This is a genomic window from Pseudomonas sp. GW456-12-10-14-LB2 (assembly GCF_002884345.1).
In the GTDB taxonomy this organism is placed as follows: Bacteria; Pseudomonadota; Gammaproteobacteria; order Pseudomonadales; family Pseudomonadaceae; genus Aquipseudomonas; species Aquipseudomonas paraglycinae.
This window is the reverse complement of record NZ_POHV01000032.1, coordinates 36,581-58,749: the sequence shown is the minus strand read 5'-3', so window position 1 is coordinate 58,749 and position 22,169 is coordinate 36,581. Positions and strand designations below refer to the sequence as shown.

General features: G+C 59.0%; 19 protein-coding genes. 3 read left to right on the top strand and 16 right to left on the bottom strand.

All coding sequences use genetic code 11. The annotated features are described in order from the left end of the window. Positions 1 to 101: 101 nt before the first annotated feature. From C1X29_RS21100 to minC, 5 genes are all read right to left on the bottom strand, one after another. A complete protein-coding gene (locus tag C1X29_RS21100) occupies positions 102 to 944 on the bottom strand; it encodes a hypothetical protein (RefSeq protein WP_085748488.1) in 843 nt (280 codons plus the stop codon). 152 nt (positions 945 to 1,096) lie between these two features. Further along, on the bottom strand, positions 1,097 to 1,732 hold the full coding sequence (locus tag C1X29_RS21095; protein ID WP_102718284.1) for an RluA family pseudouridine synthase: 636 nt from the start codon (positions 1,730 to 1,732) through the stop codon (positions 1,097 to 1,099). 91 nt (positions 1,733 to 1,823) lie between these two features. Next, positions 1,824 to 2,078 carry a cell division topological specificity factor MinE gene (gene minE, locus C1X29_RS21090; protein WP_007960071.1) on the bottom strand — a complete coding sequence of 85 codons (255 nt, stop codon included), beginning with the start codon at positions 2,076 to 2,078 and terminating at the stop codon, positions 1,824 to 1,826. After that, positions 2,078 to 2,890, bottom strand: a complete 813-nt coding sequence (gene minD, locus C1X29_RS21085; RefSeq protein ID WP_007960065.1) for a septum site-determining protein MinD — start codon at positions 2,888 to 2,890, stop codon at positions 2,078 to 2,080. The genes minE and minD overlap by 1 nt, the downstream gene beginning before the upstream one ends. Before the next feature lie 169 nt (positions 2,891 to 3,059). Then, positions 3,060 to 3,797: a septum site-determining protein MinC gene (minC, locus tag C1X29_RS21080; RefSeq protein WP_102688301.1), complete on the bottom strand. Its 738-nt coding sequence runs from the start codon at positions 3,795 to 3,797 to the stop codon at positions 3,060 to 3,062. 117 nt (positions 3,798 to 3,914) lie between these two features. Here minC and C1X29_RS21075 point away from each other — a divergent pair, with 117 nt between their 5' ends. After that, positions 3,915 to 4,847, top strand: a complete 933-nt coding sequence (locus C1X29_RS21075; RefSeq protein ID WP_007960061.1) for a lipid A biosynthesis lauroyl acyltransferase — start codon at positions 3,915 to 3,917, stop codon at positions 4,845 to 4,847. 35 nt (positions 4,848 to 4,882) lie between these two features. Then, the gene (locus tag C1X29_RS21070; RefSeq protein WP_102718283.1) at positions 4,883 to 6,055 is read left to right on the top strand and encodes a patatin-like phospholipase family protein; all 1,173 of its coding nucleotides are present in this window, start codon (positions 4,883 to 4,885) and stop codon (positions 6,053 to 6,055) included. A gap of 38 nt (positions 6,056 to 6,093) precedes the next feature. Here C1X29_RS21070 and C1X29_RS21065 read toward each other — a convergent pair whose 3' ends face one another. The 8 genes from C1X29_RS21065 to puuE all read right to left on the bottom strand — a co-directional run bounded on the left by C1X29_RS21065 (position 6,094) and on the right by puuE (position 14,195). Next, positions 6,094 to 6,879 carry an outer membrane protein OmpK gene (locus C1X29_RS21065; protein WP_102718282.1) on the bottom strand — a complete coding sequence of 262 codons (786 nt, stop codon included), beginning with the start codon at positions 6,877 to 6,879 and terminating at the stop codon, positions 6,094 to 6,096. 372 nt (positions 6,880 to 7,251) lie between these two features. Then, complete coding sequence (locus C1X29_RS21060; protein ID WP_011333187.1) at positions 7,252 to 8,037, bottom strand: outer membrane protein OmpK; 786 nt, start codon at positions 8,035 to 8,037, stop codon at positions 7,252 to 7,254. Positions 8,038 to 8,123: 86 nt separating this feature from the next. Next, positions 8,124 to 9,482 (bottom strand): nucleobase:cation symporter-2 family protein, encoded by a 1,359-nt coding sequence (locus tag C1X29_RS21055; RefSeq protein ID WP_011333188.1) that lies wholly within the window; start codon positions 9,480 to 9,482, stop codon positions 8,124 to 8,126. A 168-nt stretch (positions 9,483 to 9,650) separates the two neighbouring features. Then, the gene (locus tag C1X29_RS21050) at positions 9,651 to 10,964 is read right to left on the bottom strand and encodes a urate hydroxylase PuuD (RefSeq protein ID WP_085748492.1); all 1,314 of its coding nucleotides are present in this window, start codon (positions 10,962 to 10,964) and stop codon (positions 9,651 to 9,653) included. A 51-nt stretch (positions 10,965 to 11,015) separates the two neighbouring features. Further along, positions 11,016 to 11,519, bottom strand: a complete 504-nt coding sequence (locus C1X29_RS21045) for an ureidoglycolate lyase (protein WP_027613342.1) — start codon at positions 11,517 to 11,519, stop codon at positions 11,016 to 11,018. A gap of 151 nt (positions 11,520 to 11,670) precedes the next feature. After that, complete coding sequence (gene alc / locus C1X29_RS21040; RefSeq protein ID WP_007960036.1) at positions 11,671 to 12,666, bottom strand: allantoicase; 996 nt, start codon at positions 12,664 to 12,666, stop codon at positions 11,671 to 11,673. Positions 12,667 to 12,756: 90 nt separating this feature from the next. Next, on the bottom strand, positions 12,757 to 13,272 hold the full coding sequence (uraD, locus tag C1X29_RS21035; RefSeq protein ID WP_007960034.1) for a 2-oxo-4-hydroxy-4-carboxy-5-ureidoimidazoline decarboxylase: 516 nt from the start codon (positions 13,270 to 13,272) through the stop codon (positions 12,757 to 12,759). After that, the gene (gene puuE, locus C1X29_RS21030; protein WP_007960032.1) at positions 13,269 to 14,195 is read right to left on the bottom strand and encodes an allantoinase PuuE; all 927 of its coding nucleotides are present in this window, start codon (positions 14,193 to 14,195) and stop codon (positions 13,269 to 13,271) included. Before puuE ends, uraD begins: the two co-directional genes overlap by 4 nt. 430 nt (positions 14,196 to 14,625) lie before the next feature. Between puuE and uraH the strand changes: the two genes are divergently transcribed. After that, positions 14,626 to 14,979, top strand: coding sequence for a hydroxyisourate hydrolase (gene uraH / locus C1X29_RS21025; RefSeq protein ID WP_011333195.1), 354 nt, complete (start codon positions 14,626 to 14,628; stop codon positions 14,977 to 14,979). A gap of 108 nt (positions 14,980 to 15,087) precedes the next feature. Here uraH and C1X29_RS21020 read toward each other — a convergent pair whose 3' ends face one another. The 3 genes from C1X29_RS21020 to C1X29_RS21010 form a co-directional block, all read right to left on the bottom strand. Continuing rightward, positions 15,088 to 16,623: a hypothetical protein gene (locus C1X29_RS21020; protein ID WP_146023264.1), complete on the bottom strand. Its 1,536-nt coding sequence runs from the start codon at positions 16,621 to 16,623 to the stop codon at positions 15,088 to 15,090. A gap of 6 nt (positions 16,624 to 16,629) precedes the next feature. After that, complete coding sequence (locus C1X29_RS21015) at positions 16,630 to 18,207, bottom strand: hypothetical protein (RefSeq protein ID WP_146023263.1); 1,578 nt, start codon at positions 18,205 to 18,207, stop codon at positions 16,630 to 16,632. Between the two features lie 171 nt (positions 18,208 to 18,378). After that, a complete protein-coding gene (locus tag C1X29_RS21010) occupies positions 18,379 to 22,062 on the bottom strand; it encodes a hypothetical protein (protein WP_102718279.1) in 3,684 nt (1,227 codons plus the stop codon). Between the last annotated feature and the right edge of the window lie 107 nt (positions 22,063 to 22,169).

The following is a 22,169-nucleotide window of genomic DNA, read 5'->3' as shown; positions in this document are numbered from 1 at the left end:
GGGTATTGTCAGGAGTGATGACCGATGCGCTTGTGCCCCACCATTCATGACGGCCGATTTGCTGGTCACACACTTGCTTCAAGGTGTTGCCTGGCAGGGTCTCAACCGGTGATCAGTCTGCCATTGAGGAAGACTTCACGGCGTTGCTTGCGACCGATGTCTTCATGCTTGCTCGACTGATAGACCGCTTCGAACTTGTCTCGAGATAAATCGGGCAGCGCACTGAGGTATTGATCGACCAGTTGATCGTAGGCGGCTTCGGTAATGAATTTGTAGACTTCCCGACGATAGAAAAAGCCCAATTGAAAACCGAGCGTTTCACTCAAGTGCGCGGTCGGGCCGGCGAAGCAGTTTTCAAAATCGATGGCTTTCAGTGGCCTGTGTGTTTGCTCGGGCACCATGATGTTGCCCACCCAGAAATCCATGTGAGTGATGTTTTTGCTGGCCAGCGAGCTGAGCAGTTGAAACGCGTCGAGGATGAAAGCTTCGATGTTCTGGGGATTGCGTCTGATGCACTGAGCGCCATCAATATGGCCTTCGAGCAGGTGAGTCAGAAGGAAAAATTCCTCGGTCAGGCCGAGCCTGCTGCGGGTATAGCCATAGCCCTTCAATGGCGGCATATCCACGCCCCGGCGCTGAGCTTCGAGGGAGTTCATCAACTCTTCGAGCGGCCAGTCGAAGCGCCCGTTGCGTTGCGGTTTGTTCAGGCTCACCCGCACCTTTGCCTTGAAAGTGTCCAATGGCTGGACCTTGGCAAAGAGCGGTGTTTCACACGAGGACAGCGGTGCGCTGGCCCGGGTCAGTTTGCGCGCGCGACGTTTTTTTATCAGCTGCTCGAGGGCCTCGCGCGCCGGGATGCTGGGTGGTTCGCTCAGGTGCAGGGTAGTGTTACCGAATGCATAGATGATTGGATATTCGGATTGGAGCGTTTTACTGCATAACACGGGAAAAGGCCTCCTGCCTGATGTCGAGGTGCCAAAATTTATAATTGATTACAATTTTATGACAGTTCTTTACGTCAATCTATTGCCGGTGGGATTTTGACAGGACAAAAAAAAGCCCTTCATCAGGAAGGGCTTTCAGAGGCAGACGCGATTCAGAAGGGTGCCGGGCATTCGAAGCGCAAACGCTCGCCGCTTTGCGGATGAGTGAAGCTGAGCATGCTCGCGTGCAGGCACAGGCGGGGCCACGCCGCCAAGGCTTGCTCGTGGGCGTAGAGGCCGTCACCGAGTAACGGGTGACCGATCGATAGCATGTGCACGCGCAACTGGTGCGAACGCCCGGTGATCGGCGTGAGCTCGACACGACACCAGTCGCCACAACGCTCCAGCACGCGCCAGAAGGTCAGGGCGTGCTTGCCGAGTTCGTGATCGACCACGTGGCGCGGTTTGGTCGGCGGGTCGTAGCGCAATGGCAGGTCGATGCTGCCGCTGTCCAGTTCCGGCTGACCCCAGGCCAAAGCGGTGTAGGCCTTTTCGGTTTCGCGATCATGAAACTGGCGCGACAACTCGCGGTGGGTGTCGGCGTCGCGGGCGAGCAGAATGATCCCCGACGTTTCCCAGTCCAGGCGGTGGACGATACGCGCTTCCGGGTAGCCGTTTTCCTGCAGGCGGGTGATCAGGCAGTCCTTGTTGTCATCGGCCCGACCGGGTACCGAGAGCAACAGGGTGGGTTTGTTCACCACCAGTACGGCGGCGTCCTGATGAATGATTTGGACGTTGGACAACGGCATTAAAACAGCCTCGTAACAAATGCCAACGGCGGGTCAGGGCCCCTCCGGTGTCGGAAGGGCCCTGAGCCGCCGTCGTTCCTGCCGGATCGACTCAGCGATCTGGCAGGGTGATGTTGAGTTCCAGAATCGAGCAGCTGCCCTGGCTCTCCAGTGCCACATGTACGTCGTCGTTGCCGATGTTGACGTATTTGCGGATCACTTCCACCAGTTCCTTCTGCAAGGATGGCAGGTAGTCAGGGGTGCTGCGCTGGCCGCGTTCATGCGCCACGATGATCTGTAGACGCTCTTTCGCGACCGAGGCGGTACTTGGCTTTTTGTTGGCACGAAAGAAGTCAAAAAGGTTCATTACCTACCTCCAAACAGACGCTCGAAGAATCCCTTCTTCTCGACATTCAGGAACCGGTGTTCTTTTTCCTTGCCCAGCAGGCGATCAACGGTATCGCTGTAGGCCTGGCCGGCGTCGCTCTGATCATCGAGGATCACAGGTACGCCCTGGTTGGAGGCCTTGAGTACGGCCTGGGATTCCGGGATGACGCCCAACAGGCGTACGGCGAGGATTTCCTTGACGTCTTCGACGCCGAGCATTTCGCCTTTTTCGACGCGCTCCGGGTGGTAGCGGGTGATCAGCAGGTGTTCCTGGATCGGCTCTTCGCCACGTTCGGCGCGACGGGACTTGCTGGCCAGCAGGCCGAGCATGCGGTCCGAGTCACGTACCGAGGACACTTCCGGGTTGGTCACGACGATCGCTTCGTCAGCGAAGTACATGGCCAGGTGGGCGCCTTTCTCGATGCCGGCAGGGGAGTCGCAGACCACGAACTCGAATTGTTCCTTGAGCTCCATCAGGACCTTTTCCACGCCTTCGACGGTCAGTGCGTCTTTGTCGCGGGTCTGGCTGGCGGCCAGCACATAGAGGTTTTCCAGGCGCTTGTCTTTGATCAGGGCCTGTTGCAGGTTGGCTTCGCCGTTCACGACGTTGACGAAGTCATACACCACGCGGCGCTCGCAGCCCATGATCAGGTCAAGGTTACGCAAGCCCACGTCGAAGTCGACGATCACTGTTTTGTGGCCGCGCAGAGCGAGGCCGGTACCGATAGCGGCGCTGGTGGTGGTCTTACCCACACCACCCTTGCCGGATGTAACCACGAGAATCTTGGCCAAGGTGTTTCACCCCTAAGGAAGAAGGACTGTTCAGCCCCTGAAAAACATCTCTAGAAAACTACTGCAGTCGGACAGCCTTGGCTGGAATTCGGCTTTTGGCCTTTTTCCTACTTCGTTTGAGCCGTTTTCGCTACGTTTTAGAGATGCTTGGAAAATGCGGCAGTATCCGTTAAAGCCGAATGATGTTCAACACGTCGCCCGACAGGCTGACCTGTACGCCCGAGCCCCACATCGGATCGCGACGCAGGTCCTCGGAAACCTTGTAATGGCCTGCGATGGAGATCAGTTCAGCGCTCAATTGCTGACAGAAGATCCGCGCCTTGGTGTCGCCCTTGACCCCGGCCAGCGCACGACCGCGCATCGGGCCGTATACATGGATGTTGCCATCGGCGAGAAGTTCCGCCCCCGGGCTGACCGAGGAAACCACGACCAGATCGCCACCTTGTGCATATATCTGTTGGCCACCACGTACTGGCGTGGTGATGACGCGGGTCGGTTTGACGGCTGGCTCCGGTGGTTTTTCCGGCTTCTTCGGTGCGACGGGTTCGGCGCTTTCCAGCGGTCGTTCGCGGGCGCCGGACGGCGGTAGCACCGGGATGTCGATGGCGATGGCGGCGGCGATGTCTTCGATGCGGCTGGCGCGGATCGCCAGGGTGCGCAGGCCGTGCTGGCGGCACACGCGCATCAGGCCCGGCAGGTCGACGGCGCCTTCGCTTGGCGGCAGTTTGTCCAGCGCCAGAACCAGCGGCGCGTTGCTGAAGAAATTCGGTGCCTGGGCGACTTTGGCGGCCAGTTGCCGATCGAGGCTGTCCAGGTTATTGCGGGACAGCTCCAGCACCGTAATGGCGAGCATGCTGCCCTTCAGCTGGAACACGGGATCTTGGTCTAGCGGTTCGGTTTGGCTCATGTCGGCATACAACGGCTTGTCACTAAAAGTGCCGAGACTTATAACGAGAACGCCCGCAGGCCGCAAGCCGGGTCGAACGATGTAGAATGCGCGGCCACTGTATTTACGGAAGCTTTAATGGATCGCCCGCGTTTTCGAAAAGCATTTCTTGCCCCACGCTTCTGGCCGCTCTGGTGCGGCCTCGGGCTGTTGTGGCTGATCGTGCAGCTGCCGTATCCAGCCTTGCTGGCCATCGGTCGTTTTCTTGGTGCCCTGATGTATCGCTTCGCCGGCGACCGGCGGCGTATCGCCAAGCGCAATCTGGAACTGTGTTTCCCGGAAAAGTCCGCCGCCGAACGCAAGCGTCTGCTCAAGGAAAACTTCGCGTCCACCGGCATCGCCTTCTTTGAAATGGCGATGAGCTGGTGGTGGTCGCGTCAGCGCCTGGCGAAACTGGCTCATGTCGAAGGTCTTGAGCACCTGCAAAAGGCCCAGCGCGAAGGCAAGGGCGTGATTCTGATGGCGGTGCATTTCACCACCCTGGAAATCGGCGCAGCGCTGCTCGGCCAGCAACACACCATCGACGGCATGTACCGCGAACACAAGAACCCGTTGTTCGACTTCGTCCAGCGTCAGGGCCGCGAGCGGCACAACCTCGATTCGCTGGCGGTGGAACGTGACGACGTGCGCGGCATGCTCAAATTGCTGCGCGCAGGCCGGGCGATCTGGTACGCACCGGATCAGGACTACGGCGCCAAGCAAAGCATCTTCGTGCCGCTGTTCGGGATTCAGGCCGCAACCGTCACCGCCACCAGCAAGTTCGCCCGTCTGGGCAAGGCACTGGTGGTGCCGTTCACCCAAGAGCGTCTGGCCGACGGCAGCGGTTATCGTCTGGTGATTCATCCGCCGCTGGAAGGTTTCCCGGGCGAGACCGAAGAGGAAGATTGCATCCGCATCAATCAGTGGGTCGAAGGCGTGTTGCGTGAATGCCCCGAGCAATACCTGTGGGCACACCGGCGCTTCAAGAGCCGGCCACCGGGTGAGCCGAAGCTGTACGCCAAACGCGGTTGATTGACCCATCCCCATAAGCACCACGGAGCGTTGCGATGAGCCCAGCTGAACCGGTCACAGGTTTGATTCTTTCCGGCGGCGGGGCTCGGGCGGCGTATCAGGTGGGGGTTCTGGCGGCGATTGCCGAATTGCTGCCGTTGGGGGCGGACAATCCGTTTCCGGTGATTGTCGGCACGTCGGCCGGGGCGATCAACGCAGTCAGCCTGGCCAGCGGTGCGACGGATTTTCGCGCCGCCGTCGAACGCCTGACGCTGTTCTGGCAAGGCTTTCGCAGCCATCGCGTGTTGCGCAGCGACTGGCCGGGGGTGATCCGCCAGGCCAGTCGTTTCGTCAGTCACAGTCTGTTGGGCATGGGCCGGCAAATGCCGGTGGCGCTGCTCGACAGCTCGCCGCTGCGTCATCTGCTCAACGAAAAACTGCATCTGCCCGGCATCGCCGAGTCCATCGCGCGCAAGCAGTTGCATGCGGTGGCAGTGACGGCGTTTGGTTACGAGTCGGGGCAAGCCGTGACTTTCTATCAGGGCGGCGGCACCATCGATTCCTGGCTGCGTCATCGGCGCATCGGTGTGCCGACGCAGTTGTCGGTGGAGCACTTGCTGGCCAGTTCGGCGATCCCGCTGTTGTTCGCGCCGGTGAAGATCGGCGATGAATATTTCGGTGATGGCGCGGTGCGGCAGTCGGCACCGATCAGCCCGGCACTGCACCTGGGCGCGAGTCGGGTGCTGGTGGTGGGCGTCAGCGGCAACCCGCGCGGTTTCGATCCGGCGCAACCGCTGGAACGCACCTACACCGGGCAGCAGCCGACGCTGGCGCAGATCGGCGGGCACATGCTCAACAGTACGTTCATTGATAGCCTGGAAAGCGATATCGAGTTGCTTCAGCGCCTGAACCAGTTCAGTCATCTGATGCCCGAAGGCACGCCGACCCGCGCGCTGGGTGTGGCGCCGGTGGAAGTGCTGGTGATCTCGCCGAGTCAGCCGATCGATGAAATCGCGGCGCGGCATCGCCAGGAACTGCCGGCGGCGTTGCGGTTGTTTCTGCGTGGGCCGGGAGCGACCAAGACGAGCGGGGCAGGGGTGTTGAGTTACTTGCTGTTCGAGGCGGGGTATTGCAGCGAATTGATCGACCTCGGGCGGCGCGATGCCTTGGCCAAACGTGATGAGCTGTGCCGGTTTCTCGGGATTGGCGAGGCGCTGGTTCCGGCCTGAGAACGATGGCGCCCGAGCGGGCGCCATCTGAACCTTCATCAGAAGTGGAACTTCACCAGGAAGCTGGTCACGTTCTGATTGGTGGTGAAGGCCTTGGTGTCGTCGATACCGTACTTGTCTTTCCAGTAGTCGTATTCAACACCGACGTACAACTGCTTCTCGCCGAAATTCAGCGCCTTGCCCAGGTCGTATTTGACCTGAGGGTTGAAGTGCAGGTTGGCGTGGTATTCGCCTTTGTTGTTGACGTCGTTGTCGACCACCCAGTCCATGTAGCCGTCGATCAGGATGTTCGAGTCGCCCACCGGAATGGTGTAGGACCACACTGGCGTGATCTGCCAGACGTTGTCACCCGGACGCGAGCCTTCGGTGTGACGCTGGTAGAAGTTCAGCTGGAAGTAGTCGAAGCCCGGAATGGCCAGGTCGAAGCCCGGGCCGATCAGGTAGGACTCGGTGTCACCCTCGCCGAACTCGTAGGTCATCGCCAGCAGGACATCCTTGATCGGACCGAACTCGATCTTCTGGTCGAGCACCTTGCCCAGCGAGATGCGTGGCTGGAACTCGCCGTAGTAGGTGTTCGGACCGTTGTTGAAGTCCTTGTCACCGTTGTAGAAGATCTTGTCGAGGAAGAAGAAGTTGTCCCCGTACTTCCACGCATCGGCGTGTTCGAAGGTCACGGTCTGCTGGATCGCCGGGTTGACCTTGAAGTCTTTACCGTAGAGGTAGGTCAGGCTGTTGTTCTGCCATTGCAGCAGGCCGTCGGCCATGGCCTGACCCCCTGCCAGCAGCGATCCCGCAAGCATCAGGCTGGTGCACATACGTTTCATTCGGTTGCTCCCAAAGTAGGTGTTCCACGTTTATTTTTTTGAGTCGGCGCTCTGGTGTGGCGCCTTTTTTCGTTGCTGCAAAATTCATCCATTCGGTCAGCTTTAGTGCTGTTAGCAAGAGCTGAGCCAAGGCTTTTCGAAAAGCAAAAAAACGCCCGTCGGCTGCTGAAAAACAGTCGATTGAGCGTGTTTTCGGGATGCCTCGGTACTGACCGCGGCCGGGATAAGTTGGCTTTTCGGTCAGGAATTAAATTCGGGCTTTTTTTTAGACCGAATTCAGGAGGCCGCGGAGAATACTGACTCAACGGCCAGGCCTCAAGTGCCCTGCAACAGAGCACCGACGACAGGTAGGGGGCACGGTTGCGGGTCATCTTAGAAGTGCACCTTCACCAGCAGGCTGGCGGTGTTCTGGTTGGTGTCGAAACTGTGGGTGCTTTCGACCCCGTATTTGTTTTTCCAGTAGCTGTATTCGGTGCCGACGTACACCTGCTTTTCACCCCAGCCGAGGGCTTTGCCCAGGTCGTATTTGATCTGCGGGTTGATGTGCAGGTTGGCGTGATAGGTGCCGCGCGAGTTCTGGTCGTTGTCGACCACCCAGTCCAGATAGCCGTCGATCAGCAGGTCGGAATTGCCCACGGGAATGCTGTAGGACCAGCCGGGCGTGATCTGCCAGACGCCGTCGCCGGGGCGCGGGCCTTCGGTCTGGCGGCGATAGAAGTTCAGGGTGAAATAGTTGAAGCCCGGCACCTTGAGGTCGAAGCCGGGGCCGATCAGATAGGCCTCGCTGTCGCCTTCGCCGTACTCGTAGGTCATGGCCAGCAGCACGTCCTTGATCGGGCCGAACTCCAGCTTCCTGTCGAAGATCTTGCCGAACGACAGGCGCGGGCTGAATTCGCCGTAGAACGCGTGGGGGCCTTTGTTGCGGTCTTCCTGGCCGTTGTAGAAGATCTTGTCGACGAACAGGAAGTTGTCGCCGTACTTCCACTTGTCGGCGTGCTCGAACGTCACCGTCTGCTGGATCGACGGGTTGATCGCGAAGTTCTTGCCGTACAGGTAGCTCAGGCTGTTGGTCTGCCACAGCAATAAATCGCCGGCCATGGCTTGCGATGCGGCCAGCAGGCCGCCGCTCAACAACACGTTGGTTTGAGTCCGGATCATCTGTTGCTCCCTCTTGTTTTTATTGTTTGAGGCAAAGCTGTCGCGAGGGGGCAGGCTTGGGCGAGCCCCCTTTTTTACTCTTCGGATCAGTGCGGGTGTGCGTGGCAGTCGTTGATCGCGGCGCGTTCGGCGCCGCCGAGGATGTTGAACAACAGGTTCAGCGTCAGCGCGCTGAGGGTGGCCATGGCGATCCCGCTGTGGGTGATCGGGCTCATCCACAACGGCAGGTGGGCGAAGAACTCCGGGCGCACCACCGGGATCAGGCCCATGCCGATGCTCACGGCCACCAGCAATTGATTGCGACGGTCGCCGATGTCGGCTTCCTGCAGGATCTTGATGCCGGTCGCCGCCACCATGCCGAACATCGCGATCGCCGCGCCACCCAGCACCGCCGGTGGAATCGACGCCACCAGGAACGCTGCTTTCGGCAACAGGCTCAGGACAATCAGCAGACCGCCGGCGACGATGGTCACCGAGCGGCAGCGCACGCCGGTCATCTGCACCAGGCCGATGTTCTGCGCGAAGGAGGAGTGGGTGAAGGTGTTGAAGAAACCGGCGAAGAACGACGCGCCGGCATCACATAACAGGCCGCGACGCAGCATGCGCGGGCAGACTTCCTGGCCGGTGATCTTGCCCAGTGCGAGGAACATCCCGGTGGACTCAACGAAGATGATCACCACTACCAGGCACATCGACAGGATCGGTGCCAGTTCGAACTTCGGCATGCCGAAATGCAGCGGGGTGACGAACTGAACCCACGGCGCGTTGGCCATGCCGCTCAGGTCGACCATGCCGATGGCGCCGCAGAGCACGTAGCCCAGGCACATGCCGATCAGCACGGAAATGTTGACCCAGAAACCGCGCATGAAGCGGTGGATCAACAGAATGGTGGCCAGCACCAGTGCGGCGATGGCCAGGTAAATCGGTGAACCGAATTGTGCGGCGCCAGCGCCGCCACCGGCCCAGTTTACGGCCACGGGGAACAGCGACAAACCGATCGAGGTGATGACCGTGCCGGTCACCAGAGGCGGGAAGAAGCGTACGACCTTGGACATGAACGGCGCGATGATCATGCCGAAGAACCCGGCGGCGATGGTGGCGCCGAAGATTCCCTGCAGACCGATGCCGGGCATGCCGGCCATGGCGACCATGCTGCCGACGGCGGCGAAACTGGCGCCCATCATTACCGGCATGCGAATGCCCATCGGGCCGATGCCCAGAGATTGCACGATGGTGGCGATGCCAGCGACCAGCAGGTCGGCGTTGATCAGGAAGGCGATTTCTTCACGACTCAGGCCAGCGGCCTGTCCAATGATCAGCGGTACCGCGATGGCGCCGCCGTACATCAGCAGTACATGTTGCAAACCGACCAGGATCAGTTGCAAAAGGGGCAAACGCTGAATGGCGGGTGCGTCGGGGATGCGCGCTTTGGACAGCTCGGACATGCAACACCTCGGATCTTTTTTATTCTTGTGATTAACAGCTGCCGGGTTGCTCACAGCTGTTTCTTTGCATCAGGTAAGCCGCGTTGCGGCTAATCGCTGGCAAGCCAGCTCCCACACAGGCAGTGCAAAACCCTGTGGGAGCTGGCTTGCCAGCGATGCTTTTACTGCTTAGTTGGTCTGGGCTCCCTGGGCGATCCATGCACCGATCAGGTCACGTTCCTGCTGGGTCATCTGCGTGATGTTGCCCAGTGGCATGATCTGCGTGGTGATGGCTTGCGCCTGGATCCGTGCCGCGTTCTGGCGGATCTGCTCGGGGGTGTCGAACATCACACCGGCCGGTGCAGCGCTGAACAGCGGGCTGGTCGGCTTGGCCGAGTGGCAGACCGCGCAGCGTTCCTGGATCACGTTGTGCACCTTGTCGAACGCAGGACCGGCGTTGGACGCCTGAGCCGGAGCAGCGGCCGGTGCAGCAGGAGCTGCCGGTTGTGCCGCTTCAGCCGGTTTCGCGCCACCACCCAAAGCCGTTTCCGGCAGCGGCTGGTACTCGATTTTCGCAGGCGCCTTGGCCACGTCCGGAGCGGTCGACATCGGCGCAGGGCCGGTGACGTACGCCAGACTGATCATGCCCACCGCTGCCACCGGCAGGGTCCAGGCAAACTTGTGGCTGTCGTGACGGGTGTTGAAGTAGTGACGCACCAACACCGCCAACACTGCGATCCCGGCCAGGATCAGCCAGTTGTACTGGCTGCCGTAAGTGCTCGGGAAGTGGTTGCTGATCATGATGAACAGCACCGGCAGGGTGAAGTAGTTGTTGTGACGCGAACGCAGCAGGCCTTTGGCCGGCAGCGCCGGATCCGGCGTGCGGTTCTCGGCGATCGCGGCCACCAGTGCGCGCTGCGCCGGCATGATGATGCGGAACACGTTGCCGACCATGATGGTGCCGATGATCGCGCCGACGTGCAGGTACGCACCACGACCGCTGAACACCTTGCTGAAGCCAAACGCCGCGCCGATGATCAGCACGAACAGGATGAAGCCGAGCAGGGCAGGTTTTTTGCCCAGAGGCGAATCGCAGAGGAAGTCGTAGATGAACCAGCCGGCGATCAGCGAACCGATGCCGATGGCCACGCCTTCAGGGCCGGTCAGGCCGCTGCCGGGTGCCACGAGGTAAAGCACGGGGTTGGAGTAGAACACCACGCACAGCAGCGCGATCCCCGACATCCAGGTGAAATAGGCTTCCCATTTGAACCAGTGCAGGTTCTCCGGCATCGACGGAGGGGCCAGTTTGTATTTTTCCAGGTGATAGATGCCGCCGCCGTGGATCGCCCACAGATCACCGGCAAGACCGGTTTTCGGGTTGACGCGGTTGAGGTTGTTCTCCAGCCAGACGAAGTAGAACGACGCGCCGATCCAGGCCACGCCAGTGATCATGTGAACCCAGCGCACGCTCAGGTTCAGCCATTCCAACAGATGTGCTTCCACAGTCTTTACCTCTCGCCCGTCACTCTTGTTGTCGAGTGATCGGACCTTCTCTTATTGGTGGGGGGCGAGGATCAAACGCTCATCCTCTTTGAAAAAATGCTCATCGCAGTTATTGCCTGTGCCACTGCGATCAACCACCAGGAAGTCATCCCGCTTTTCGATCGTCAGCACCGGGTGGTGCCAGACGCCGCGATGGTAATTGATGCCCTGCCTGCCGTTGGTGACGAAGGCGCGGACCAAGCCTGATACAGGTACATCGCCAAGTGGCGCGACCACGATCAGAAAGGGGTTGCCGAGCAGCGGAATGAAAGCCTGGCTGCCCAGCGGATGGCGTTCCAGCATGCTGACGGTCAGCGGCATGTCCTGCGCGTCGGCGCGGAAGATGCTGATGATCGCGTTGTCCTCAGGCGTTGCGGTTTCGACCGTCGCCAGTTTATGGAAGCGCATGGTCGAACCGTTGTTGATCATGAAGTGATCGCTGCCGTCGGTTTCGATCACGTCACCGAAAGGGGCGAAGGCTTCTTTGGTCAGCGGTTCAATCGTCAGTGTGCGCATGCTGTTCTTCTTAATCTCTTGAAAATTGATCGTTCCCACGCTCTGCGTGGGAACGCTGCCATGGACGCTCCGCGTCCACTGTGACGCGGAGCGTCACGGTATGCATTCCCACGCAGACGGTTCGACGCCTCGACGTGGGAACGATCGGGTGTTACTTCGCGACCTTGCCCAAAACGCGCAGGCGGCTCACACCACCATCCGGGAACACGTTCAGACGGATGTGGGTGATCGGGCCCAGTGCCTTGATCTGCTCGACGAAGGTGTGTTCGGCGTGCATTTCCAGCTTCTGGCTTGGCAGCAGTTCGCGCCAGAACAGCGACTGGGTTTCGATCTGGCTGTCGGTGCCGCCCTTGACGAACGCGCCCTGGATCGAGCAGGTGTCCGGGTAGTTGCCCTTGAAGTGCAGGGTGTCGACGATGATTTTTTCGATCTCGCCCGGGTGGCCCAGCGCGACGATCACCCAGTCATTGCCTGGCGTGCGACGACGTGCGGTTTCCCAGCCGTCGCCCATGTTGATGCCACGGCCCGGGTTGAGAATGTTGCTCATGCGGCCGAAGTGTTCGTCGGAGCAGGCGAGGGCGCGGCCACCGTTGAGGGCTGCTGCCAGGTCCACTTGCTCGTTGTCGCCAACCGCCGACCAGTCGCGGAACGGAATGCCGTACACGCGCAGACGGGCCACGCCGCCATCCGGGTAGATGTTGAAGCGCAGGTGGCTGAACGCCTTGTCGTTGCTGATTTCGTGGTAGTGGTGGCTGTTGCCCTGCAGCTCGACGGCCGACAGCACTTCAGTCCACTGGGTGTTTTCGTCCGGCTCGCCCGACGCCAGGAAGCAGGCTTCCAGCGAGGCCGATGGCGGGAAGTTGCCGGTGAAGAATGAAGTGTCGATGTCCACGCCTTTGATCGAACCCGGTACGCCCAGGCGGATCACCGCGCTGTCGTAGCCTTCGAAGCGCTTGCGGCGCGATTCCCAGCCGTCCATCCACTTGCCGTTGTCATCGAACACGCCCTCCTTCCACACGGCCGGGGTCGGCTGAAACAGACGATTGGCGTCTGCGAACCAGTCATCGGTGACCGAGATGATTTTGGTGCCCAGACGGGCATCGGCCAGGTTGACGAACTTCTCGAAAGGTACGGCGTAAGCTTTCATTCTTCTTGTCTGCCTTTAAATAAGTGGCTTGGGATGCTTGCAGGGCCCTGGGAAACACAAGCGTTCTAGAGGCTTCTCGGGCCAGGCTCGCTAGAGAGTCAGTAATCGGAACAGGGCGATCTTGTTGATCTCCGCCAGCGCACATTTGAACTCGGTGTCGACCGGGTTGTGAATGCGCGTTTCGAACGCCGCGAGGATCTGATGCCGGTTGCTGCCTTTTACCGCCATGATGAAGGGAAACTTGAACTTGGCTTTGTAGGCGTCGTTCAGCTCGGTGAAGCGCTGGAACTCTTCGGCCGTGCATTGGTGAATACCGGCGCCAGCCTGTTCATTGGTGCTGGCTTCGGTCAACTCGCCCTGGACGGCAGCTTTGCCGGCCAGGTCCGGGTGAGCGTTGATCAGTGCCAGCTGACTGGCGTGATCGGCGCTCAACAGGATGTCGCTCATGCGCTGGTGCAGGGTTTCGATCTGGTCGATCGATGCGTCCTGGCCCAGGTCGAAGGCCTTCTCGGCCACCCATGGCGAATGTTCGTAGATGTCGGCGAAGGCTTTGACGAAGGCGTCGCGGCTCAGGGTCGATGGTTTCAGGGTTTGAAAGGTGCTCATTTGGCAGCCCCTTGGTACGGGTGGGTTTCGTGCCAGTGACGCGCGATGTCGACGCGGCGGCTGAACCACACCTGTTCATGACTTTTAGCGTATTCGATAAAGCGCTTGAGCGAAGCCAGACGCGCCGGACGGCCCACCAGACGGCAGTGCAGACCGATCGACAGCATCTTCGGTGCTTCGGCGCCTTCGGCATAAAGCACGTCGAACGCATCTTTGAGGTATTCGAAGAAATCGTCGCCCTTGTTGAAACCCTGGACCTGGGTGAAACGCATGTCGTTGGTGTCCAGGGTGTACGGGATCACCAGGTGCGGCTTGCCGGTCGGGTTGTTCGGTTCCCAGTAGGGCAGGTCGTCGTCATAGGTGTCGCAGTCGTAGAGGAAACCGCCTTCTTCCATCACCAGGCGACGGGTGTTCGGGCCAGTGCGACCGGTGTACCAGCCCAGTGGGCGCTCGCCGGTGAGTTCGGTGAGGATGCGGATCGCTTCGAGCATGTGCTCGCGTTCCTGCGCTTCGTCCATGTACTGGTAGTCGATCCAGCGGTAGCCGTGGCTGCAGATCTCGTGACCGGCCTCGACCATCGCGCGGATCACGTCCGGGTGACGCTGGGCGGCCATGGCCACGGCGAAGATGGTCAGCGGAATGTCGAATTCCTTGAACAGTTTCAGGATCCGCCAGACGCCGGCACGGCTGCCATACTCGTAAAGCGATTCCATGCTCATGTTGCGCGCGCCTTGCAGAGGCTGAGCAGCAACCATCTCGGACAGGAAGGCTTCGGATTCTTTGTCGCCATGCAGAATGTTGCGCTCGCCGCCTTCTTCGTAATTGAGTACGAACGACAGGGCGATCCGGGCATTGCCCGGCCAGTGTGGGTGAGGAGGGTTACTGCCGTAACCGATCAGGTCGCGTGGGTAGTCAGCGCTCACTGCAGTCTTCCTTCTTATTCGTTGACAGATTGTGTGGCGCCCTGAAGTTTGAATGGCAGGCTGGCGTCACAGCGATGGGCTGATTGTATACAACTTTATTCTCAATTTGTAAGCCTGAATTTTCGCATTTTTCACCGGCTGTCATCTTTTGCTGTTAATGGCGTGAACCTGCAAGAAACCTGCCTGACCAGTCAGCTAATGGATTGGGGGTTCAATGAATGCGAGGTTATGGGGCAAATCACCGGGAAATCGAAAAATGGCGGGGGTAGCAGCAAAAATGTCGTTTTTATTGTGTACAATTTTTTTGAAAAGTGTCTTAATCAATCGCTCGCCGCAGCTTTTCGTGCTCCGAAACGGTGCGGTCTCCTTTTCAACTGACTTCGGGAGGCGCGAGGTCTGACTGCTCCACGCAGGCAGGCGCGCAGAATCAATGGGACGTTTGACAACACACGTTTTGGACGCTGCACACGGTTGCCCGGGCAGCTCGATCAAGGTCGAGTTGTACCGCGTTGAAGGTTCGCACCTGGAATTGGTCGCCAGTGCGCTTACCAACAGCGATGGCCGGGTCGATGCGCCGCTGCTGCAAGGCGATGACTATCGTACCGGTGTCTATCAGGTTCAGTTCCACGCCGGCGATTACTACCGAGCCCGTGGCGTCCAGTTGCCGGAGCCGGCATTCCTGGACGTGGTCGTGCTGCGGTTCGGCATCTCTGCCGAACAGGATCACTACCACGTACCGTTGCTGATCTCGCCTTACAGCTATTCCACCTATCGGGGCAGCTGACCCCCAAGCAGCTGCCCCTGCCGGGAAGCGACTGCGCATATAGCTTCTTTGGTCTTTCGCCCGCTCACACTGCGGGCTTTTTTTCGTCTGTCATTCAGCAATCTGCGATCACAGCCGTGGGTGCCCGTCGCGCACGATAAACACTGTGTCGTCAGCGTTTGCAAGCGTCTGCGGGCCGCCCCTGAGCCAGACGACTTTGTTTCTGGCATTTGCTGCGATCACCGCTGCCGCCGCCGGTGCGCCCACCTGAATATGCAGGCGCAAGCTGGCGCTGTTCTGATCGACATTCAGAGTCTGGTTGATCTTGCGGCCCCGGATGCGATGCAGGCTGATGAAGAATACATAGTCATGCCCGGTGCGCTTGAACACCAATGCCGGATACGAGTTGGAAGGGCTAGGATCGAACACGGCGTAACCGTTACGGGTCAGCAGCGTCGCCATGAAGCGTTTGAGATCCACCGCCGATTGGGTATTGGTCGAATACAACCATTCCTGGCGAAACAGCGCCGGATCGAAATCCAGTCGATGCAGCGGACCACCCGATTCCGGCGTCGGTAGTTCGATCACACGGATCGTTCCAGCGCCCGACGTTGGCAGGATCGGCAACATCAGCAACGGATCCGCCAATTGCGGGCGTGGAGTGTCGTTTCCGGTTTCCCAGTCGTTGAAGGTTTGTCGCAGCAAGGTCAGTCCCGAACCGGTGGCGGTATTGGTTCCGTTTGCCAGCACAAACTGGTGAAACGCGACATTCTCCTGCGAGCTCGCGGACAACTCGGGAAAGTATCGAGCGACGTAATTCGTCAATGGACGATCGAATGGCAACGTCGGATCGATTTGCCAATGATGGGCAGGCGGAACCTGAATGGCGCCTCGCGGCTGTTGCTGCGGGTCCAGTCGGAGTGTGCGCTCCAGCAGGTCGAAGTCGTAGATCAGGTGACTCGGGTTCTTGATATAGACGATCGGATCTCTCGCATCGCCTGGCGGAATGACTTTGTACTGGATACCGTCGACGCGAATGTCACCCGGGGTGGCATGTTGCGGGTCGATGCCCCAATCGCTCCACGGCGTCTCTTCCAGGCGAGAGCGTTTTGACGGTACGGCTGACGGTTCATCATCCGGCAATCGGTGGCGTGTGATGGTCAGCCTGGAAGTATCTGGCGCGGTTTCCACGGGAACCGGGCGCCACATCAGCGTCCCTTCAACCCGCTCCAGCAACGGACCGGACGCGAAGAGTTCGTTCGATAAACGAGCTCTTACTCCATCCTGTGCATCGGGGTCGATCAGCACGGTGCCACCCTCGACAAGATCGACATAGGCATAGCGTCCGGCGGAACGAATGCCGCTCGGCAAGTCGGGAGGCGGCAACCTGTTGACCAGCCCGGGTGCAAGAAAATAACTGCCGATCGGCCTTTGCGCGGTGCTGGCCCTGACCTGTGTCTCGGCAGGAAGATCGTAGATTTCGATCATCTGACGGCGAGTCACGGGCGGCGCAGGCAATTGCCAGGCCGGATGCGTGAGGGTTGGGTCGATCAAGGTGTCGGGCGTCAGGCGTGGGGGGACTGGAATGTCCGGCGTGGTGTCTCGCACGACAGGCGTGGAGTCCGGTGTATCCGTTTTCGGTCGGGTGGGGCGTTTGGGGCTCATTGATGATCAGCCTTCGCGAAGAATGAAGAGGGTGGGTTGGTCCGGACTCGGTCGTTGAATGCCGCCCACCAGATAGTTGATTTTGTCTTGTGCCAGCAGGGTGTTCAGCCGTTGCCGTCCGGTTTCGTCGAGTGTCATCAGCGCTGCCGAACTGGTCAGTTCGGAACCCGGTCGGGTGTAGCGGGGGATGAAGTCGGAGGAGACGAGCGGGAGCTTCAGTACGAAAAGCGAGTCCAGTCCTTCCCGACGGAAAACCAGCGAGTTTTCCAGCAGCAGGGGATCTGGCGGACTGACCGTGTAGCCGCTCTTGACCAGAATTTTGTAGAAGAGCTTTTGCAAGCTCGCAGCCCCCGGTTCAGCCGTATATTCATTCCATTGCTGCGAAAATTTCTGCGGATCAATATCGACTCGCTGCAGGCTTGGCCCGCTTGTCGGGGGCAGTACGATCCCTCCCCCGAAAGTGCCGTCATCGATGATGGGCTGGATCGGCAGCAACATCAGCGGATCTGCGAGCTGTCGGTGGGCGGGGATGGTCCTGTTTTCCCAGTAACGGAACGTCTGGCTCAGTGCCTGCAATCCCTCACCATTGATCACTTCGGCGCCACGTGACGCGCTGAACATGGCCTTGGCCACGGCCCTGGCGGATTGCCCGGACAAGTACTCGAAGGTATCGGCGACGTATTGCGTCAGCGGTTTTTCGAATGGCAGGTGATCGTCTGCAACGACCCACCGGTTGTCCGGGGCACGGGCTGCCCAGCGCGGTTGCAGCGTGCGATTGTCTACGAGCATCTGTTCGAAAGCTTCGAAGCGTTCCGGGTTGAAGCGCGGGTGCTTGATGCAGACAATGGGAGTATTGGAGCGAACGATCTGCGACACGATCGGGTAGTGCAGCCCATCTACTTCAACCGATTGACCGCTGGTGGGTTTTGTCGGTTGACCCCAGCTTTGCCATGGCTTGCTGGACAGATCCAGTGGTTGCTGGATGGTTGTCGACGCCTCATCTTCGTTCAGTCGCGGGCGCTTGCTCGGACCGGCTTGCTCGTCCGGCTCGTCGACATGCGGGCGACGTGCCGCGATGGCTTGGCGTTTTTGCCACAGATTCGTGCCATGGATCCGCTCGACTTGAAAACCGGATGGCGTCAACTCGCTGGCCGAGGTCAGTTGATAGCGGCCGTCAGGGTGTTGATGAACCATGGCAGTACCTTCGCGCATGTCGACATAGGTTCGTTCACGACCGTCACGGCGAATGCCTTGCGGTGAGTCTGCTGCCGGGGTCAGCCTGAGGGCCAGATGAACGGGAATGAACACGGGTGATGTCGGCCTCGCCGAGGCGTCAGGTGCAATGACTGACCCGTGTGGATGCTGGCGGGTCAGCATCTCGCTGACCTCGACCGAGGGCTGTTTGCCCCCGCCATGGTCTGCCGTGTGTTGCGATGAATGTCCGGCGAACGTCAGCTCGACGGTTGGCAAATGCGTGCCGGGGCGAATGTTCGAAACGTGATCGACATTGATAGGAGGCGTGTCTGTCAAGGACCTGGGAGGCGACGAACTCGCGGGAGGAATCTGCTTGGGTGGCTTGGCCATTTGAAGTGCTCCGGTGTACGACTGATTCAGCGGTGTAAAGCCATGGAGTGGTGCTGGCTAAAGGGGGCTGAATGATCGTCAAAGCAGGCTTCTGGCGTGTGGTACATATATCAATTGGCGCAAGCGACTGATGCAAAGCGTTTCCAGCGGAGTCCGTGACTCCCGAGGGCGTCAGTTGTAGTGCGATTGTCCGGATAAAAGCCAGGCGAGGTGTTTCGCCTGTTCCAGTTTTGCCGGGTAATCCAGCGAGAGATCGCCCATCAGCCTGACGCATTGATCGCGCAAGGCTCTCAAAGCTTGCTCGCCAAGTGGAGGAGAGTAAGCGAGACCGATCTGTGCCACTTCTTCGAACAGTTTCAGTTGGTGGGTGCAGTGGTTGGTTGTCTGCAGATCCTGGCGGTCAATGGTGCGGGACTTGTCTGTGTCGAGCATCCATTTGCGCTGTGTCAGGTGATACCGCAGTGCACCGAGGCTGCCATCTTTCATGACCATGTTGCGTACAAGTATGTGGTCTTCCGGATGTTGCTTCAGCCCGGCAGGCAAGGGAGTCGAAACGTCGGTTGCCGGTACCAGGAACCGTGCGTCTATCGCTTCGATATAGACCGCCTCGAAAATCAGATCGACCGCCCAGACAATGCCCTGCGCGGTTATCACGCGAACCTGGTCGATCAGGTCGCCCGTGTTCTGGTATTGCGGCAGATAGATGATCGTCTGGCCGATCTGCAACTGGTTGTCGATGAGCCTGATCTCCACCTCGCCCAGGCTGGAGGCGTCGAATTCCCAGGTCGAGGAAAAGGCCAGTTGCTGGCTCGCGGTCGCCAATGCGCCTGGCGTGGAAATGCGCAACGACATGCCGGGGTTGAGGTGGACGAGGTACTTCGAACCTTCACCGGTGAGGCTTTCCACGGCAGTCTGTTGCGCAGCCGGTTTGAGCATGACGCACTTCTCCCCGCTACCTAGCGCATGTGTCTGGTTGTCGAGCGGTTGCAGGTATTGATGCGTTCCCGCTCTGGGGGAAAGTGGCAGAGGCACGTTGCTGGTCCAATGCATCGGGCCGCTTATTTCAAACGTGTCGTTCAAAAAATGACTGTCGGTGACAGGGGGTTGGATAAGTCGATAAGACGCGCCGTCGTTCATGATCAGAATGAACGAGTGGTTGGTTGCCAGCTCGGGGGCCTTCAACCGGGGCTTGAGATCGCGCATGCCGGACACGGTCGAAGAGGCAAGATTTTTGATCGATAGCTGTTTGCTGCCGAAATGCAGGGTCAGCCCGCATTCCTTGTACATGATGTAGTTGAAATGAGTTCCGCGCATGAGGTCGGCGTTGTAATAAGCCTCGACGTGAGTCAGTTCTGTGCTGGCACAATCGATGTGCAGCGTAGTGACCCCTGTATTACCGGGCGTTGTTACCTGGAAAACCGTCTGGATATTGTTGCGTGACAGCCAGTAGCTCGAACTTCTGTCGTTGGGGACGGTGAGCTGCTTATCAAACACAATGACCGGAAGCTGGCGTGTTCCCTGTCGCAGGATCACCACTTCCACATCGACCGCTAGCGGCGTTTCTATGCTGGCTGGAAGTTCCGGCACGAGATGAAATCCATCTTTGCTGATGAAGGTCAGTTTTCCATTCTGTAGCAATCGTTTGTCCCCGGTTTGCTGGTAGACATTCTTGATCCGGACAATTTTCTTGCTGGTATCGTCGAATTCGAATCCTGACGTGATGACCAGTTCCCGTTTTTCAATCTTCCAGCTTTCGATCAGCTCGCAGGGCCAGTCCAGCGCAATGATGCTTTCATCTGCGCCGTCTTCAATAATCGATACCATGCCGGGGACGTGAGCGATTGCGTAGGCATCCTTGCCTTTGCCGCCATTGGCCGATACGTAACTGCCGAGTAAATAAATCTGGTCCTCGCCGGGGCCTGCATCAATCTCGTCGCGACCACGGGACTTGATGATGTTCGGACCGTCACTACCGATGACTTCATTGGTTGCACCGGCCAGCGTCTCGACGTTTTCGATACTTCGCAGATGACTGTGCAGCCTGTAGGCCTGCTCTTTTGGAGTGAGCGGCTTGACCAGCAGCGACATCTCGCCCTTATGCAAATCAACTCGGAATCCGTAACGATCGTCGTTGGTTTGCGGAAAGTGCCCCGCCAGTTTCAGCGTGTCGTTACCTGCATCACCTTGCAGTTCGGAGATCAGTGTTTCTTGCGTGCCGGTTTTCAGCAGGTCGGCAGCGCCCTCGAAGATGAACTCGTCGGCTTTCTCGCCACCGTTCAGGGATTTATGGCCGGCACCGTAATAGAGCCTGTTCGGTTTTTTCTTTACCCCCAGAATCGTGTCGTTACCGCCACCGATAAACCATAGGATGTCTTTGTCGTAGGCAGAAGTTCCAAACACTGCCCCGGGTGTGTCTTGGGTGACGCCTGCATGTGCGTCGATGTTGTCGTTGTTATCGCTGATTCGTGGACGCTTGATGGTTTTGTACTTCGGGTTTTCCGGGGTCCACTCATAAGTCGCGACCTGGAGTGATTCGACTTCCACCCGGAAACTGCCATTGATGATGGCTTCGGTCTGATCCTTGAGTGTTTCGTCCAGCAACTTGCGGGCGGTGGTTTGAAGTTGTTGTGAATGTCGGGCAGCCGATCTGGCAATGAGGTGGCGATCTTCAATGCTTTCATCCGGGCTGATGCCCCAGAAAGCGAACCAGCCGGTACGCAGACGCTCTTCGGTGGTCAGCGTGATGTAATCGTCAATGTCATCGACTACATTGATTGCCGCCCAGACTCGCGATCCCGCGACCAGCAGCAAACCCGCGATCAGCCCGATCGGGCCGGCCGAGGAAAATCCGGCCAGGGCCGCGGCGCCGAGCAGCACGGTCATGGTCGCGCTGGTGACGCTCAGCCCGGCATTCACATAGTTATTGATCGACTCTTTCCCGGTTGTTCTGGCTGCCGCTTTGAAACCATCCACCGCAGAAATGACATCGAACGGCAGCGTCAGGGCACCGCCGATCAAGCCACCGCCGCGACCCAACTTGAGGGCGAAACTGGTTTTGGCAAACCCCTTGTAGGCACTCTCGCTGGCTTTGAGCATTTGTGTGGCTTTGCGGGCGACGGCCAGATCGATCGCTATCGAAGCGACATCGGCGGTGAACGCCGAGCTGTTGAACACAATGCCATACGAATCCTTGTCTCTGATCGCATCCTGCAGACCGCGAAGACCACTGTAGATACCGAACGCCTGAAGTCCGATACCGGTGCTGGCCATGGTTCGGCTGCTTGAGCGTTTGACCCAGTTGGGAAGTGGCTCCTCGATATGGGCATGGCGGATATCGAGTCTCTGCGCCGAGTTCAGAAGTTGTTTCAGCTTGGCCTGATAAGCACCTGGATCGGTTTGAGTATCGAGTGGATCAATCAACAAGGGAGGTGCCGTGAGAGGGCGTCGGCTGGCCATTTCGAAGAGCAGGGCCGGAAGTAAATAGTCGTCTGCGCCGGTCGTTGTTTTCATCCGCGCTTCAATGGCGACCGGGTCAAATTGCAGGGCGTTGATAAAGCGCTTTCCTGGGGTACGGAAAAACGTGTTCTTGCCATCCAGGGGTTGCCCGTCGACCGTTGCGCCCAATGTGTCCAGCGCTCTGCGGCTAATGGAGTATTCGCCTATCAGCAGCGGGCCGAAGACTTGGTCCACGGTTTTAAGCTGCGCTCTTTTGTTTTTGAGCGCAGGAGAGAGCGGGCGGGAATTGTCGTCGTCATAGTCGATCGTTGAAGGTTGCCGTTCATTGGCGACAAGTTGCATGTCGGCAATGTCTGCGTCGTTATATTCGATCGAGGACGGGTGAATAAGCGTGGCCATTTGAACATCCTTGTTCTGAGATGAGGTTGTGCTGCGCCGTCATCTTAGGAAAAGGGTTCAAACGAAGTACATCGGCGGGGTGTTGCGGTGTGTTGCGTTTTGGAAGC

Bases quoted from the DNA above. Each gene is read 5' to 3' on its own strand.
- C1X29_RS21095 (WP_102718284.1), bottom strand. From the start codon at position 1,732: ATGCCGTTGTCCAACGTCCAAATCATTCATCAGGACGCCGCCGTACTG.
- minE (WP_007960071.1), bottom strand. From the start codon at position 2,078: ATGAACCTTTTTGACTTCTTTCGTGCCAACAAAAAGCCAAGTACCGCC.
- minC (WP_102688301.1), bottom strand. From the start codon at position 3,797: ATGAGCCAAACCGAACCGCTAGACCAAGATCCCGTGTTCCAGCTGAAG.
- C1X29_RS21075 (WP_007960061.1), top strand. From the start codon at position 3,915: ATGGATCGCCCGCGTTTTCGAAAAGCATTTCTTGCCCCACGCTTCTGG.
- C1X29_RS21070 (WP_102718283.1), top strand. From the start codon at position 4,883: ATGAGCCCAGCTGAACCGGTCACAGGTTTGATTCTTTCCGGCGGCGGG.
- C1X29_RS21065 (WP_102718282.1), bottom strand. From the start codon at position 6,879: ATGAAACGTATGTGCACCAGCCTGATGCTTGCGGGATCGCTGCTGGCA.
- C1X29_RS21060 (WP_011333187.1), bottom strand. From the start codon at position 8,037: ATGATCCGGACTCAAACCAACGTGTTGTTGAGCGGCGGCCTGCTGGCC.
- C1X29_RS21055 (WP_011333188.1), bottom strand. From the start codon at position 9,482: ATGTCCGAGCTGTCCAAAGCGCGCATCCCCGACGCACCCGCCATTCAG.
- C1X29_RS21045 (WP_027613342.1), bottom strand. From the start codon at position 11,519: ATGCGCACACTGACGATTGAACCGCTGACCAAAGAAGCCTTCGCCCCT.
- alc (WP_007960036.1), bottom strand. From the start codon at position 12,666: ATGAAAGCTTACGCCGTACCTTTCGAGAAGTTCGTCAACCTGGCCGAT.
- uraD (WP_007960034.1), bottom strand. From the start codon at position 13,272: ATGAGCACCTTTCAAACCCTGAAACCATCGACCCTGAGCCGCGACGCC.
- uraH (WP_011333195.1), top strand. From the start codon at position 14,626: ATGGGACGTTTGACAACACACGTTTTGGACGCTGCACACGGTTGCCCG.
- C1X29_RS21020 (WP_146023264.1), bottom strand. From the start codon at position 16,623: ATGAGCCCCAAACGCCCCACCCGACCGAAAACGGATACACCGGACTCC.
- C1X29_RS21015 (WP_146023263.1), bottom strand. From the start codon at position 18,207: ATGGCCAAGCCACCCAAGCAGATTCCTCCCGCGAGTTCGTCGCCTCCC.
- C1X29_RS21010 (WP_102718279.1), bottom strand. From the start codon at position 22,062: ATGGCCACGCTTATTCACCCGTCCTCGATCGAATATAACGACGCAGAC.